The 14,870-nt window shown below is 38.6% G+C and carries 13 protein-coding genes; 6 read left to right on the top strand and 7 right to left on the bottom strand.

Going from position 1 to position 14,870, the window contains the following annotated elements; all coding sequences use genetic code 11:
* Window positions 1-28: 28 nt before the first annotated feature.
* The 3 genes from IEE83_RS25100 to IEE83_RS25090 all read right to left on the bottom strand — a co-directional run bounded on the left by IEE83_RS25100 (window position 29) and on the right by IEE83_RS25090 (window position 5,798).
* Window positions 29-1,879 carry a 3-keto-alpha-glucoside-1,2-lyase-like domain-containing protein gene (locus IEE83_RS25100; protein WP_228101969.1) on the bottom strand — a complete coding sequence of 617 codons (1,851 nt, stop codon included), beginning with the start codon at window positions 1,877-1,879 and terminating at the stop codon, window positions 29-31.
* Window positions 1,880-2,299: 420 nt separating this feature from the next.
* Window positions 2,300-3,322 (bottom strand): LacI family DNA-binding transcriptional regulator, encoded by a 1,023-nt coding sequence (locus IEE83_RS25095; RefSeq protein ID WP_194123206.1) that lies wholly within the window; start codon window positions 3,320-3,322, stop codon window positions 2,300-2,302.
* Window positions 3,323-3,437: 115 nt separating this feature from the next.
* The gene (locus IEE83_RS25090; protein ID WP_228101968.1) at window positions 3,438-5,798 is read right to left on the bottom strand and encodes a GH92 family glycosyl hydrolase; all 2,361 of its coding nucleotides are present in this window, start codon (window positions 5,796-5,798) and stop codon (window positions 3,438-3,440) included.
* A 251-nt stretch (window positions 5,799-6,049) separates the two neighbouring features.
* On the opposite strand from IEE83_RS25090, the gene IEE83_RS25085 reads away from it, so the two are divergent.
* Complete coding sequence (locus IEE83_RS25085; RefSeq protein ID WP_194123205.1) at window positions 6,050-6,814, top strand: 3-keto-disaccharide hydrolase; 765 nt, start codon at window positions 6,050-6,052, stop codon at window positions 6,812-6,814.
* A gap of 76 nt (window positions 6,815-6,890) precedes the next feature.
* Here IEE83_RS25085 and IEE83_RS25080 read toward each other — a convergent pair whose 3' ends face one another.
* Together IEE83_RS25080 and IEE83_RS25075 are read right to left on the bottom strand one after the other, a co-directional pair.
* The gene (locus IEE83_RS25080) at window positions 6,891-7,595 is read right to left on the bottom strand and encodes a hypothetical protein (RefSeq protein WP_194123204.1); all 705 of its coding nucleotides are present in this window, start codon (window positions 7,593-7,595) and stop codon (window positions 6,891-6,893) included.
* 150 nt (window positions 7,596-7,745) lie between these two features.
* On the bottom strand, window positions 7,746-8,648 hold the full coding sequence (locus IEE83_RS25075) for an EamA family transporter (protein ID WP_194123203.1): 903 nt from the start codon (window positions 8,646-8,648) through the stop codon (window positions 7,746-7,748).
* Between the two features lie 268 nt (window positions 8,649-8,916).
* On the opposite strand from IEE83_RS25075, the gene IEE83_RS25070 reads away from it, so the two are divergent.
* On the top strand, window positions 8,917-10,113 hold the full coding sequence (locus IEE83_RS25070) for a L,D-transpeptidase family protein (RefSeq protein ID WP_194123202.1): 1,197 nt from the start codon (window positions 8,917-8,919) through the stop codon (window positions 10,111-10,113).
* Here IEE83_RS25070 and IEE83_RS25065 read toward each other — a convergent pair.
* Complete coding sequence (locus tag IEE83_RS25065; RefSeq protein ID WP_194123201.1) at window positions 10,071-10,862, bottom strand: murein L,D-transpeptidase catalytic domain family protein; 792 nt, start codon at window positions 10,860-10,862, stop codon at window positions 10,071-10,073. The genes IEE83_RS25070 and IEE83_RS25065 overlap by 43 nt on opposite strands.
* Window positions 10,863-11,292: 430 nt before the next feature.
* Here IEE83_RS25065 and IEE83_RS25060 point away from each other — a divergent pair, with 430 nt between their 5' ends.
* From IEE83_RS25060 to IEE83_RS25045, 4 genes are all read left to right on the top strand, one after another.
* Entirely contained in the window at window positions 11,293-11,970 is a 678-nt protein-coding gene (locus tag IEE83_RS25060; RefSeq protein ID WP_228101967.1) for a LuxR C-terminal-related transcriptional regulator, read from the top strand.
* A gap of 78 nt (window positions 11,971-12,048) precedes the next feature.
* On the top strand, window positions 12,049-12,564 hold the full coding sequence (locus IEE83_RS25055) for a hypothetical protein (protein ID WP_194123199.1): 516 nt from the start codon (window positions 12,049-12,051) through the stop codon (window positions 12,562-12,564).
* 163 nt (window positions 12,565-12,727) lie between these two features.
* Window positions 12,728-13,489: a 5'-nucleotidase C-terminal domain-containing protein gene (locus IEE83_RS25050; protein ID WP_194123198.1), complete on the top strand. Its 762-nt coding sequence runs from the start codon at window positions 12,728-12,730 to the stop codon at window positions 13,487-13,489.
* Window positions 13,464-14,414 carry a bifunctional metallophosphatase/5'-nucleotidase gene (locus IEE83_RS25045; RefSeq protein WP_194123197.1) on the top strand — a complete coding sequence of 317 codons (951 nt, stop codon included), beginning with the start codon at window positions 13,464-13,466 and terminating at the stop codon, window positions 14,412-14,414. Before IEE83_RS25050 ends, IEE83_RS25045 begins: the two co-directional genes overlap by 26 nt.
* A 78-nt stretch (window positions 14,415-14,492) precedes the next feature.
* Here the strand turns inward: IEE83_RS25045 and IEE83_RS25040 are convergent, their stop codons facing one another.
* Window positions 14,493-14,804, bottom strand: coding sequence for an EthD family reductase (locus IEE83_RS25040; RefSeq protein WP_194123196.1), 312 nt, complete (start codon window positions 14,802-14,804; stop codon window positions 14,493-14,495).
* Window positions 14,805-14,870 lie beyond the last annotated feature (66 nt).

Raw genomic sequence — 14,870 nt, 5'->3', positions numbered from 1 at the left:
TCAGCTTATAGCTTTGATTACTTTGAGTTTAGAATAATATGGCGTATTTCAGATCACCATTTTTCACCGGAACGATCAGTTCCTGGTTTCCATTGACAGTTCTGATCTCAGGTTTCACCGTTTTGTCAGTGATCTGGATAAAGTACGATTTGTTGTTCACCGCATAAAGTCCTTCCGAAACTTTTTCAATAGAAGTACCTTCTGCCAGTTTCGCTACAAGATCTTTTGCAGGATTTGTAACTTTCACTTCACGTTCAAAATATTGATCGTTAACAACTGAAAGATGATCAGAAACCGGTGAGCCGAAAGCGATATAATTGAAAGTAGGAGCGTCTGTATCATCCAATGAATATCCTTTTGGACGGTAACCGCTTCCGGTTGTATCCGCAACCCAGGCAGATTGTCCGTTAATTTTACCAAGCAACATATCATTTCCTAAAAGCGTAACGCTGCCACGTGGACGGGAAGATCCATCACCACGGTCATGCCACATTGGCGTTGCGTCAAGGAATTCTCCACGCCAAACCTGCAAAACTGCACCTTTTTCCAGGTCATAGGTGTAATGCAGGTTTGAAGGACTTCCTACCGAAACTGCGTGTACGATACGGATGTTCTTCGCTGTCGGCGTTTTTTTGAAATCCATAAAACTGCGCATAACTGTGTTGGTAGGAGCAGTAACAAGAATTGGATCAACACCACCGCCTGTTGCGCCGGAGCTCAAAGTATTCAAAGAAGTTTCTCTGAAACCAGGACCAGAAACCCAAAGTCCAAGGACTGGTTTCATCCAGCCTTCTGTTTTGTTGTTGAAAAGTTCAATGGTGTGATCGCCGGCAGCTAATGTAGTTTTTGCCTGGCGGAAACTGTTATTGTCTCTTCCTTCCAATGGCAGCACATTTTTACCGTCAATTTTCAAATAAGAATTGCCTGCTGCCTGTAACCTGAAATTGTACTCACCGGCAGTTGGAGCGTTATATTTACCATTATAAACGAAAGAATAGTTATTCGCTTCTTTCAAAATTTCCCAGGTAAGCGCGTCTGTCTTGCCTGATTCAGCTACTTTTTGTTTTGATAAATCTTCTTTTTCAGACAGATTTCCGTAGTAAGTTTTGTATGTAAGGTCTGATAACGTTCCCGGCTTTTTGTCAAAATTATTGATCACAATGTTTTTGATCGCCAAAGAACCATGGTCACCCTGGATACGGATAGGGCCCATCGCAACATCTTCTGCTGTAAGAGAACCACGTGTCGGGCCGCTTACTGCTACATTTTCATGGATAAGAACGCCATTCAGAATTATTTTCAGGAACACAGCGTTTGAGATTTTCTTTCCGCTCACATCGAAACGCGGAGCCTGGTAAGAAATTTTAATATTTTGCCACAAACCAGGAGCTTTGGCTACATTAAAACGAGGAGCATATCCTTCGTAACCTTTTTCGCCTTCCGGTTTGGAATCATTCCAGCGTTCGTAAATTCCACCATTGTCATTATACTTGGCTGTTTTTTTACCCCAACTATCAAAAAGCTGAACTTCATAATTGCCTTGAAGATAAATACCGGAATTGGATTCTTTTGTCAACATAAAATCCATTTCAATATCTAAATCTCCATGTTTGAAATTTGATATCAATTCATATTCCTGGCCGTATTTTCCTTTTTCGTGAATGGAAGCTAAAACTCCTTTACCAGGTTTGGTATTCAAAACATTGACTTTGGAAATATCAACAGAGGCGTCGCCCACAATTTTCCAATTGCCGGCTTTGTTCGTAAATGCGCTAAGATCGTTCAGAGGTATAGCCTCCTGTGCAAAAGCGGATTGCACGGCTATCACTCCCAGACCCCAGGCGAAAAGTTGTAAAAAGAAACTGTTAGGTTTAAACATACAAAAAGTAAGCTTAATAGGTTTATAGATAAAAAGAGGTACAAATTACGATATAAGAATCGGGAAAATCACATTTCTTTTCTGCCGAAAAAACATTTATCAACCATTTTAACACACTATTCCATAATACACAAGAAAAGTTTCAGGTTGAATTATTATCAATCTGAATACTTCTTAAAATCAAAATACGACTAGTCTGAATATTGACAGATCCAGCCTGCGGTTTGTTGATGAACCGCTGCTGGATCTGCCGGAAAAAGCTAAACGTAAGGAATAATTATATCTTGATGATTTGGGTATTTTTCAGTGTAATCGGGGAGTGAATTTTAACGCACAAAACTAAATCGGTTTAGTAAACTTACTTAGATATTAATAATTTTTCAATAGTGGCTTTATTATTTACATATTATTAATATGATTTCAGGAAACCGCTTTTGTTGAAGAATCCCTGATAATCAGCTGTGCAGGAAGAATAATTTCATGAATATTGGTATCTTTTTCTTTCAAAGCATTCAGCATAAGTCTGATAATATGCGTTGACAGCTCCGGAACGGGTTGGGCTATAACGGTGATAGACGGACTATAAAATTTAAACAAGTCGTGATCATCAAAGGATACGACGGCAATATCGTTTGGGATATTCAGTTTCAGACTTTTAATTGCCTGTAAACCCCAGACACCGATGTAATTGGTTGAAAAGAAAACTGCGTCAATTTCCTTGTTATCAGTAAGAAATGAAGCAATTTCGCTTACGTTTTGTTCCGGACTGTTATAAAAATTGAGTTTTTTGACGAATGATTTCAAACCCGCACCTGAGACTGCTTTATCATAGCCACCCTGCCGGTCGACCATTTGCATCTGATCAGATTCAATTGATACAAAAGCAATATTATTAAAGCCGTTCGTGATTAAGTGGTTAATTGCCTGGTAGCTGCTGTTCAGGTTTTCAATACCAACATAATTACATTTCAGTTTTGGAAGATTTCTGTCAATCAGAACAACGGGAATATCCTCATCAATAAGCGATTGGATTTCATCTTCAATTCCTTCCGGAGGTGTGATAATAAATCCGTCAATGGAGCGATCACGAAAAAGGCGGATGAGTTCTATGGCTTTTTCTGTTTTGTTATCCGTGCTGCAATAAATAATGCGGTAACCTTTACTATGCGCTTCCTCCTCAATCAATCTTGCAACCTGGGCAAAAAGAAGGTTATTGGAAATATCTTCCACCATCAGACAGATGATTTTGGATTTGCCCGTCCGTAATCCCTGAGCCATCATATTGGGTTTGAAATTCACCTCTTCGACAAATTTCAAAACCTTTTCTGTAAGTGCCTCACTGATTCGTTTTTCCTTGGCCTTACCGTTTAAAATGAAAGAAACAGTCGTGATTGATATTCCTAATTCTTTTCCGATATCCCGTATGGAAAGTTTTTTACTCATTTTTATTAAAGGCGGACGTTAATTTGACTAAAATAAAAATTCACTGAAAACGGGGTTCTCAATGAATTTTTACTCCTATATTTTATACAAAAAATTCAGAAAGCAATATACGGAATCATTTCTTAACTGATTCTGCCGCCACTCTTTTCTTGTTCGGTTTGGCACCCATAACGAAATTGATCCTGCCTCCGTCCATGATTTCTGCATGCGTAATGTAATTGCGGGTCAGAACTTTACCGTTCAGTTCAATTTTCTGAATATACACATTTTTATCGCTCTGGTCTTTTACATCGATTTCAAAAGTCTTACCGTTTTCAAGATTAAGCTTTGCATTTTGTACCGTTGGACTGGTAAAAATATATTGATCTGAACCTGGTGCTACCGGATAAAAACCCAGTGAGCTGAAAATAAACCAGGCGCTCATTTGTCCGAAATCATCATTTCCACCTAATCCATCAACAGAAGATTTGTACATCGCTTTCAGGATCATCCGTGTTTTTTCCTCCGTTTTCCATGGTTGATCCAGCCAGTTGTACAAATAAGCTACGTGGTGTGAAGGCTCATTTCCGTGAACATAATTACCAATGATTCCGTCGCGGGATATATCTTCAGTATTTTCAAAATATTTATCCGGCAAATTCATGCTGAAAAGTGAGTCCAGATGGGTTGTGAAACGTTTTTTTCCACCCATCAACTCGATCATATCAGTCGGTGCCTGTGGTACGTACAAACTGTAATTCCAGGAATTTCCCTCAATAAAACCTTGTCCGTGCGTATCAAGCGGATCAAAGTTTTTTCTCCAGGAACCATCATCCAATTTTGGGCGCATAAAACCGATGGATGCGTCATAAACATTTTTGTAGTTAGCAGCACGTTTGATAAACTCATCATAAATGTCAGAACGGTTCAATTTCTTCGCCATTTGCGCGATACACCAGTCGTCATATGCATATTCCAAAGTTTTTGAAACGGAAGACGAATTTTTGTCATCCGGCACAAAACCTTTTTCCATGTAGTAATTCAGTCCGTCGTAATATTTATTTCTGGCTGTTGTCACGCAGGCATCCAGCGCTTTGTTAACATCAAAATTAGCATTCCCTTTGATTACCGCGTCCGCAATAACCGGCACAGAATGATAGCCGATCATACACCAGTTTTCATTTCCATAATGCGACCATACCGGCAGCATTTTATGCACACTTTGGTTATAATGCGCCAGCATGGATTTGATCATATCTGCATTTCTGGCTGGCTGCAAAACGTTGAAAAGCGGATGCAAAGTTCTGTAAGTGTCCCAAAGTGAGAAACTTGTATAATTTGTAAAACTATCCGTTTTGTGAACAATTTGATCAATCCCTTTGTAAGATCCGTCAACGTCCATATAAGTGGTAGGTCCTAAAAACGAATGATACATCGCAGTGTAGAAGTTCACTTTGTCATCTTCATTAATCGCTTTGATCGCAACTTTATTGAATTCTTTGTTCCAAAGCGCTTGTCCTTCCTGTTTGACACGGTCAAAATCCCAATGCGGAATTTCAGCTTTCATATTCGCCAATGCACCTTCGGTACTTACCGGAGAAATGGCAAATTTGATCTTGATCTTTTCGTTTTCCGCTGTTTGAAAATCAAAATACATTTTCAGGTTTTTTCCAGCCACTTCCGGGAAATTATGCGCCTGATCGAACTTTCCCCAGAAACCTTTATAGACATTTTTATCGTCAATTCTGGTACCGTAATTTTTAAACGGTTTACTGAAAGTCATCGCGAAATAAACGATCCGTGTCCTAGCCCAACCGTTTGTCTGACGAAATCCGGTGATTAAAGTATCATTTTCAACGCGTACAAAAGTCCAGACATTTTTATTGTCATATTGATACAGTCCGGCCATTAAATCCAGAATCACGTGCGCCTCATCCGATTTTGGAAAAGTATACTGATGCATCCCAACACGGTTGCTGGTCGTTAATTCTGCCGTGATATTATGGTCGTCGAGTTTTACTTTATAATAAGCGGGTTCCGAGGTTTCGTTTTTGTGAGAAAAAGCTGAACGGTAGCCGCTTTCCGGTTTATCTTCCGTTCCGGGATTTAATTGCAGTTTTCCCGTTGTTGGCATAATCAGGAAATCTCCAAGATCCGAATGTCCGGTTCCGCTGAAATGCGTGTGACTGAAACCTGTGATTGTTTTGCTGTCGTATTGATAACCCGCGCAGAATCTGTAAACATCGGCATTGTATTTTCCGTTGACACCATATGGCAATGTATCGGTATCCGGACTCAACTGAACCATTCCGAAAGGAACCGTTGCGCCTGGATAGGTGTGTCCCATTTTGGCCGTTCCAACCAGTGGATGTGCATAAGGGACAAAATTTTCTGTTCCTTTTTGGGCAAAAGAACTAAGTGAAGCAAGAAAAAAGGCGGTGGAAAAAAGCTTTGTCAGGGTCATTTTACTATTTGTATTGATAGAAAATAAAGGCATAAACTTGAAGGTCAGCGTTTAACTTTTAGTTAAAAGTAGATATAAATCGATTTAGCAAACACATCAGCAATTTATATTTTTAATATTTATGCTTATTATGCAATTTAAGACGCGTAAATTTGAAATCTCTGATCGAAATTCACGTTTTTACAGACATCCAAAGGTAAGGAATTGACCTGCGGACTAAAAAACATGAGTAAATCAGTTCTTTTTAAATCTTATAATCCCAAATAAAAATCGATTGATAATCTATGAAAAAAATTACAATGATTGTGGCTGGTCTGTTAACAACAGCCGCATCGTATGCACAATTACAGCCCTCGAAACAAACTCCTGAATCTAGCGAATTATGGACTCCGGTTCCTCGCATTGTAACACCTGGAAAAGCTGCCCCAACCGGTTATGGTTTTTCAGCACCTTCGGATGCAATTGTTTTATTTGATGGTAAAAATCTTGATCAATGGGTTTCAGGCAATGAAGGCGGCGGGCCTGCACCATGGACAGTTGCTGACGGCGCGTTAACTTGTGCACCTAAAAAAGGTGATATCGTTACCAAACAAAGTTTCTCAGATTATCAGCTTCATATCGAATGGCGTACTCCTGCAAAAGTGGAGGGAAGCAGCCAGGGACGTGGAAACAGCGGTATTTTTATGCAGGGAATTTATGAGCTTCAGGTACTTGACAGCTACAATAACCCAACGTATGTAAACGGACAGGCTGGTTCTATTTACAAACAAACAATGCCGTTGGTAAACCCGGTTGTTGGACCTGGCGAATGGCAGACTTACGACATCGTTTATACTGCTCCGCATTTCAACAAAGATGGACAAATGACAATTCCTCCATATATCACAGTTCTTTTGAACGGTGTTTTGGTTCAAAACCATACAGCAATTCAAGGGACCACGCCTTACATTGGACAACCGATGATCACGCCTCACGGACCAGGCCCGATCAGATTGCAGGATCACAACAACACAACAAGTTTCCGTAATATCTGGATCAGAGAAATCTAGTATCAGAATATCTCAATGAAAAAGGGATGTCGGCAATGACATCCCTTTTTCATTTTTATCAAAATAGAACCACCAATTATATTTCACTGCAAAATTTCAGAAGCTGTTTCAGCTGATCTTCATTATCAAAATCAATTTCATTTTTCCGAAGAAATTCTGATAGCACATCCTGCTGTTTTGCATAGATTTTTGAAAAACCGGACCTTCTGGCCGGATGAAAATTGCGATTTTGATCAATCAGGTAATAGGTAGTTTTGTATTTATAATCCGGGCGTGATGCATTATTTTGCCACTGAAATTCTCCGTTGAGATTATTGATCAAGAGAGAAGTTGGGATTGCACTTTCGCTGGTAGCCGTCAGTTTTCTTTCCGACATATTCGCGGAACTTCCTTTTACTGCCAGGTATTTCTTTTTTGCCAGGAGCACATTATTGAAATTTCCAACAACTTCCATTTCTCCCTTTTTAAGCCGGCTATAAAAAATATTTTCGCCAATAGAAATATGGTCGATGAATTCTTTGTTGGTGATCAGCAAGGTATCGCGGCTTGCGGCAATATATTCAACTTCACCGTGCAGATAGTTATAATTCAGTTTTACCCGCGTATGTTTTCCATTTTTGAAATAAACCTTGCCGTCCTTAAATTCTTCAAACTGGTAAATTCCTTTCGGAGAAACCCGAATTCCTTCTTTGTTTTCCTTTCCTGAACCGGGAGGCATCGTTTGAGAAACAAGATCACTGGCAGGAGCCGATAGCAATAGTACAAACAGCAAAGTTTTCATATAGAGGATTATTTAGTTGCAATTCACAAACTCTAAAATCAGGCACTAATCACTATTACTTTTTGACGGCAAATACAAAAATGACGGTTTGAGATAAAGATGTGATTTGTAACTGCTTATACCCCTATAATCGAAAATAAATTTAAAATTTTAAAGTGCGGAAAGTTCCTTCTTACTTTTGAAAATATAGTTCTTGTTAAAGATCACAATTGCTGCCAGAATCAGACTATAAGCGACCAGTTGCAATCCCGTAATTTCTTCTTTGAAATAGAATACTGCTATTATAAAACCGATCAGCGGATTGATATAAAGCAGAATGCCCATGGTTGAAGAATTGACGCCCTGCAAAGCATACAGATTCAAAAACAGCGGAGCAATGGTAAAAACAATAGCGATGACTACAATCAATACGTAAAATGAAATCTCAGTGGGAACGTTGGCACTATAAACTGGATAAAAGGGTAGTAGAAGTAAAGACGAAAATACAATTTGAAAAGTAAGCAGCAGGAATTTATCAAATCCTGTGCTTTTCTTTTGGCTTACCAGATAAAGCGCATAGGAAGTGGCAATGATGAGACTGTATAAAAGATCTGTCAAATGGCCGATAGACAATATGGAACAACTGAATGCACTTAACGCTACGGCTGCCCATTGCCAGCGGTTCAGTTTTTCATGCAAAATAAAATAAGCCAGCACCGTCGTCAGAATTGGACAAACCAGATAAGCCAATGATCCCGCTTTTACGCTGATGTGGTTGATTGCATAGATAAAAAAGAACCAGTTCGCAGTAAGTAACGAGCCTCCCAGTAAAGTCACCACGACAATTTCTCTTTTCTTTTTCTGATTCAGCGATTTGAAAAAAGCATAATTTTCTTTCAAAACTTTTTGTCTGAAAAGCAGACTGATAACCAGCATCAGAACTGCGCAAAAGAAAACCCTGTAAAACAAAATATCCAGCGAGGCGTAGTTGTGTAAAGCTTTTAGTGCAAAACTGAAGAATCCCCAGATGGAAAATGAAGAAAGTGCTGCGATGTAATATTTTGAAGATTTCATTTCAATTGATTCGTGAGAATCACAAAAATAGGAGATGAGTAATAGATTAAATAATCGTGTTTGAAGAAGTTTCGTTCCGTACCAACAGATTTGAAATTGAAAATTTGCTGTTCATTTATTTCCCCATATTTCCCTCAAATTGAAGACGAAGAAACAGACTATATTATTTAACATAGTATTATTTAGTACTTTATAGATGCTAGTATTCGTTTCTGATACCTAGCACGACAATTTTATTAAGTTAACCAGAACTATTATTTTACTACTCATGCAATTATCTTCTGGTTTATCCCGGTCAAAATACATTTCGGTACTGATTCTGCTTGTCTTTGTTGTTCTGCAATCCTGTAAAAAGGATGTTGAAAAGATGACAACACAAGAGCTGGTGAAGGAATTAAGTAAAGAAAAGAAATATACTGCATTGCTGGAATACGCAGGAAATGCGGGAGTGAAAACGGAAAAATTTGCTTTCAAAGAATCCGATGCGCCTGTATTTGCGTTGCTTGAAGAAACCGGTTACGGTCATCAGCCTTCATTAAGATATATCAACAAAAAAGTAAAAGCAGATACGGTTATTTTAAAAGAAGCAGCCATTGCTTTGGTAAAAGGTGAATCGCTTGAAAAAGTGATGGAAAAACTGGAACCTGAATATCCGGTTTATAAAAACCTGAAACGTCATTACACAAGACTGATCGGCGAAAATAAAAAGGATAGTGCAGCTGTGGTTGCCGAATCGATCAACGCATATCGCTGGATTCACAGACAAGCCGGTGATGCACCGCGTTTGGTGATGGTTAATATCCGTGGTGCTTATTTAACAGGAATGGATGCTGATGGAAAAGATGGTATTACCATGAGGACTGTTGCCGGAAAATTTGATACACAAACGCCTACAATTGATACTTATGCTACGAGCATTGTTACGCATCCATACTGGAACGTACCAAAAAGTATCGCGATAAAAGAAATTTTCCCAAAAGCAGCGAAGGATGAAGAGTATTTGTCGAGAAATAAAATTGAGGTAATTGATAAAAAAGGACAGGTTGTAGATGCCGGAGAAATTGACTGGGAATCTATGACGCCGGAAGAATTTCCATACCGCTTCCGCCAGGAAACCGGTGGTGATAATTCGCTTGGATTATTGAAAGTTGAAATTAAAAATCCGCTTGCCATTTATCTACACGATACAAATGCCCGGTATCTTTTCAATACAGACCAGAGATGGAGAAGTCACGGATGTGTGAGAGTACAACACCCGACAGAACTTGCCAACTTTATGGCTGGTGAACAATTGCTGGATAATGATTCCTTGATGGAACCGGATACAACATCAATCCCCCCAAAATGGCATAAATTGAAAAAACGTATTCCTGTTTTCCTTTTATACCTGGGAGCCGACTGTAACGAAAAAGGTGATCTTCTTTATTTTGCTGATGTGTACAAAAGGGATGCGCCAAGAGTCTGACCTTTTTCTTTGATCATATTGATGCCGGATAACAAAGCTGAAGATTTGAAATAACGCGGGTTTTGGGAATAAATAAAGAGGCCGGCTCCATCGTATAAAAGCTGGATTAGCTTTTTGCTATCCGCAATTGAAACGGCAGGGCAGCCCTGGCTTCTTCCCAAACGACCGGTGTTTTTTATAAAATCTTCGCTGACATAATCCGCTCCGTGCATGACGATAGCACGTTCATAGGCGCGATCATTGATACCTTTTTCCAGTCCTTCCAAACGAAGAGAAAGTCCGTGTTTGCCCTGATAAGTTCCCAATGTTTTGTAAAATCCAAGACTTGACTGGAACGATGAATTATCATTGGAAAATTCTTTCGCATATTCCTGTCCCGAATTTCTGCCGTGCGCGACGAAGGTATTTAGTATCAGTTTTTTCTTGATCAGGTCAATTACATATAATCTTTTCTTGCAGGACGACTGGCTGAAATCAGCAATGGCCATGATCTGCTTGTCAAGTTTCATTTTGTGAAATCCGTACCAGGCATATAAAAATGCGGTTTCAGAAAGTCCCTGTTTTTTTAAATCAAGAGAATCATACAACATCGCCCATTCCGGTTTTTCAACCGAATCGGAATCTATGGAAACTGTATCTTTTTGAATCTGGTAAGAAGAAGAAACGAAAAGTGGATTAATTTTTTGAAAGCCAAAGGAAACGCTAAGCGCAACAACCATTACTAAAACTACAACCTGTGCTTTTGTCATCTCGAATACTTAAATGATTTAATATAAGATTCAGCTAAGAGGACCGGGGAATACGTTATATCACAAAACGTTGAAGTAGAAAAAAGCTTGTTTCCGATCCGAAAATATCCTTTCAACATGTGAGTTCAATTAACATAAGTTCTATTGAAATTGGTTCCGAAGATTAATTTCTAAGCTTTGATTACCAGATAAATCTGTTTGAAAATTATAACTATCAGATTTTATAATGATACAAAACTGGCGTTTTGAGAGCGTTTTTTATCTTTTGCAACAATATTTCATTATTTCTTCAATTACCTAAATCTATGTAGTTAATTTTATCGTAAATACACAATATTTCAATTGCTGCTGATTCAGTTGAATGACAGGAATTTATTTTGATAAAATTTTAGAGTATCCGGGTGATGTTCTGCCCCCAGTGTGAATGAGTATGAATAAATGGAAAATATTGATTGCCGACAGTCATGCAATTGTTAGAGTGGGGCTGCTGGAATTAGCGAGTGAAAGTTTTATTGTTGAAGAGCCAATACAAACCAGCTCACTGGATGAGACATTACTCGCAGTAAAACAAAATTCCGATCTCAATCTGGTTATACTTGGATCAAATCTGGGTCAGCTTGATGAACTTATTGGTGATATCCGGGAATTTTCTCCCAAAGTACGAATTTTAGTTTTTGCGAAAAATCTGCATTATCCGCATGCTATAAGCTATTTGATAGCAGGAGCAAATGGCTTTCTTACCCAGAATGCATCTGCTGAGGAAATAGTTGGGGCCATTACAAAAGTGTTGAATAATGAAAGATATTTATGTCTGGAATTATTGGAAGCGATGGCCCAGGAGACTTTTTTAAATAATGTTCATCGTCGAAAAATTTCTCCTCACAAAAATAAAACGGACACGCCCAATTCCCTGAATGATAAGCTATCCAAAAGACAAAAAGAAATTGTCGATTATCTGATCAAAGGAGAATCGGTGTCAGCTATTGCGAGCCATTTAAATATAAAAATCTCCACCGTTGGAACGCATAAGTCCATTGTTTTTGAAAAACTTGGTGTTAAAAACGTCCTCGAATTAATTGAAATGTATTATGGCGATCTGGTGATGTGATAGACCAATCCCGAATCCGGTGGCATGATATTGCTATGTTTTATAGTAGAATATCAAAATCACTTTAACCGGGAATACATGGAAAATGAAAAAACTCCTTTCAGAAAAAAATGGGCGAAATGGAGATTTATCGGATTGGCAATAATCGCGCTTGCAATCTTCATTAAGTTTTTTGTTTTGAAGGATGAAGAAGAAGAAATGCTAGCACCAATTGTTGAAGTCGATCTTAGCAAAGTAGCTTTTAAAAGTGAAAAGGAAGTTGAAGCAATTTTGGGAAAAGGTAAGCTTGACAGTTACTGGCGGGATGCGGACGCTGGTTGTGATAAATGTCCAAAGGTGGTTTACAGAGATGGTAAAATAGAAATTATTTACATCAAAGAAATCGCTGACCGGATCACAATTAATAATCTTTCGGAGTACAGTTTCAAAAATCACATTATTCTCGGACTGCTTGGTCTAAAAAGTGATACCAATCCAACCTTTGAAAATGACGAAGTGAAGCGGTGGGACAACTATGAAAAATATACCCAGATAGCCGCTTTCGCAAAAAAGGATAAACTTGAATATATTTTGATAAAGAGTAAAGTAAAATAATCCGGATCATATTTAGCATTGGGAAGTCTTCTTTTACAAGGAGACTTCTTTTTTGTTTTAAAGACCTGGTTAAGTTTATATTAATTTTTTATCAAATTTATTTGTATCAATATAACCTGAACAATTGCTGTTACTTTTGTACTTCAATCCGACCGTTCCCGTTATGCTTTCATCAAAAAATTACAGGCGCGTTGCTTTAAGTCTGATCTTTGGATCAATACTCATTTCATCATGCAATCGCCACTTTACCGTTTCAGGAAATCAATATAAAGAATACGCTATTGATCAGTCGGCGGGTATTGACTCTTCTCTGGTCAGATATTATTTGCCATACAAAAAACAGATGGATGCGGAAATGAGCCGTGTTATAGGTCAGACTGATCAGGAATTGACAAAAACATCTGATCCGGAAACTTTAATCGGCGATTTTTTCTCTGATGCAATTTTGACAGAAGGATTGAAAAAAGACCCGGCAATCCAGTTTACTTTATCAACAAAAGGAGGATTGAGAACCAGTTTTCCAAAGGGAAACATTACGGTTTCCAATGTTTTTGAATTGATGCCGTTTGAAAATGAACTTGTCGTTTTGAAATTGTCAGGAGCGTCAGTTCAAAAAGTGATAGATTTTATCGCAAAATCAAGCGGACAACCGGTTGCTGGAATTCGAATGAACATCCAGGATAAAAAAGGGACGGACGTAATGATTGCCGGAAAACCTTTTGATATAACGCAAAGTTATAATTTGCTGACTTACGATTATCTGGCCAATGGGGCAGAAGGTCTGGAATTTTTAAGTGAAGCCACAGAACGTAAAAATATTGATAAAAAGGTGCGGGATGCGTTAATTGATTACATCAACGGTCTTACAAGTGCTGGAAAAACCATAAATACTCAATTAGATGGAAGAATTGTTGTCAACAACTAATCGCCGGGATTTTCTGAAAAGTGGTAGTACGGCTGCTGCTTTATTGGCATTAAGTGTTTCTCCTTTTGCAGCTTTTGCGAAGGATGAAACGGTGCAGCTGACCATTTTGCACACCAACGATGTCCACAGCCGTATCGAACCTTTTCCGATGGACGGTTCCCGTAATCAGGGAATGGGTGGCGTGGCAAGACGGGCTGCGTTGATAAATAAAATTCGCGCTGAACAAAAAAATGTGCTTTTGCTTGATGCAGGAGACGTTTTCCAGGGAACGCCTTATTTCAATTTATTTGGTGGAGAACTGGAAATGAAGCTCATGAGCGATATGGGTTATGACGCGGCGACCATGGGAAATCATGATTTTGACAATGGCATCGATGGATTTGTAAAACAATTGCCTCATGCCAACTTCCCATTTCTTGTCAGTAATTATGATTTTCAGAATACGGCATTAAAGGACAGAACCCAGCCATATGAAATCTTCAAAAAACAAGGTCTCAAAATTGGTATTTTTGGTTTGGGGATTGAGCTGGCAGGTTTGGTTGATAAAAAGAATTATGGAGAGATTATTTATCAGGATCCGATTGCAAAAGCCAATGCAACAGCAAGTTTGTTGAAAAATGATCTGCATTGTGATCTTGTCATTTGTCTTTCACATTTGGGATACAAATACAAGGAAGAAAAAGTATCGGATCAGATTTTGGCTCAATCGACCAGAAATATTGATCTGGTAATCGGCGGTCATACACATACTTTTATGAAGGCTCCCGAGGATATCAAAAACCTGGATGGAAAAATTACTACCATTAATCAGGTTGGATTTGCAGGAATTAATCTGGGAAGGCTGGACTATTTTTTCCAACGCGGAACAGGAAAGCGTATCATGACGGCCAGTGTTTGTCCGGTACATGAAAATTCACTTGTGTAATTTTTCAGAATTGAAGTTATATGAAATAGCCCGCTAGCTCAAAGCTTCCGGGCTATTCTTTTATCACTAAAATAATTTCTATTCGACCCGACTGATCTGCATGACCGGAGTTACACTTGTAAAATTGGAGATATCGGAAATGATCGTTGGTCCTTCTGCATCCATTCCCGTTTGTAAAGATTGAAGATCGCTGAAATGAATTCCACAAATAAGTGCATAAACAGGCTCTGAACCTGGTGCAACACCGGCAATTCCTACTTCTACATCAACTTTCAACAATCCCCAGGGATTGAGCAATTCTTTAAGCATCGGTGTGTGAACATCCAGATAATAAGCCAGATTGAAATCATCTTCGGCGGCGCGGGGATACAAAACGGTGACTTTAAACATTGTTTTTTAGTTTGAAGTGATTAAGGATTTTGAATCGTTTTTGGAAGTTGATTTGACATCATATCC

The organism is Dyadobacter subterraneus (assembly GCF_015221875.1).
GTDB classification, from domain to species: domain Bacteria; phylum Bacteroidota; class Bacteroidia; order Cytophagales; family Spirosomataceae; genus Dyadobacter; species Dyadobacter subterraneus.
This window is presented reverse-complemented; position numbering and strand designations above follow the sequence as displayed.

What these genes read in the sequence shown, in the direction of transcription:
- IEE83_RS25100 (WP_228101969.1), bottom strand. Translation starts at nt 1,879, where the DNA reads ATGTTTAAACCTAACAGTTTCTTTTTACAACTTTTCGCCTGGGGTCTG.
- IEE83_RS25095 (WP_194123206.1), bottom strand. Translation starts at nt 3,322, where the DNA reads ATGAGTAAAAAACTTTCCATACGGGATATCGGAAAAGAATTAGGAATA.
- IEE83_RS25090 (WP_228101968.1), bottom strand. Translation starts at nt 5,798, where the DNA reads ATGCCTTTATTTTCTATCAATACAAATAGTAAAATGACCCTGACAAAG.
- IEE83_RS25085 (WP_194123205.1), top strand. Translation starts at nt 6,050, where the DNA reads ATGAAAAAAATTACAATGATTGTGGCTGGTCTGTTAACAACAGCCGCA.
- IEE83_RS25080 (WP_194123204.1), bottom strand. Translation starts at nt 7,595, where the DNA reads ATGAAAACTTTGCTGTTTGTACTATTGCTATCGGCTCCTGCCAGTGAT.
- IEE83_RS25075 (WP_194123203.1), bottom strand. Translation starts at nt 8,648, where the DNA reads ATGAAATCTTCAAAATATTACATCGCAGCACTTTCTTCATTTTCCATC.
- IEE83_RS25070 (WP_194123202.1), top strand. Translation starts at nt 8,917, where the DNA reads ATGCAATTATCTTCTGGTTTATCCCGGTCAAAATACATTTCGGTACTG.
- IEE83_RS25065 (WP_194123201.1), bottom strand. Translation starts at nt 10,862, where the DNA reads ATGACAAAAGCACAGGTTGTAGTTTTAGTAATGGTTGTTGCGCTTAGC.
- IEE83_RS25060 (WP_228101967.1), top strand. Translation starts at nt 11,293, where the DNA reads ATGAATAAATGGAAAATATTGATTGCCGACAGTCATGCAATTGTTAGA.
- IEE83_RS25055 (WP_194123199.1), top strand. Translation starts at nt 12,049, where the DNA reads ATGGAAAATGAAAAAACTCCTTTCAGAAAAAAATGGGCGAAATGGAGA.
- IEE83_RS25050 (WP_194123198.1), top strand. Translation starts at nt 12,728, where the DNA reads ATGCTTTCATCAAAAAATTACAGGCGCGTTGCTTTAAGTCTGATCTTT.
- IEE83_RS25045 (WP_194123197.1), top strand. Translation starts at nt 13,464, where the DNA reads ATGGAAGAATTGTTGTCAACAACTAATCGCCGGGATTTTCTGAAAAGT.
- IEE83_RS25040 (WP_194123196.1), bottom strand. Translation starts at nt 14,804, where the DNA reads ATGTTTAAAGTCACCGTTTTGTATCCCCGCGCCGCCGAAGATGATTTC.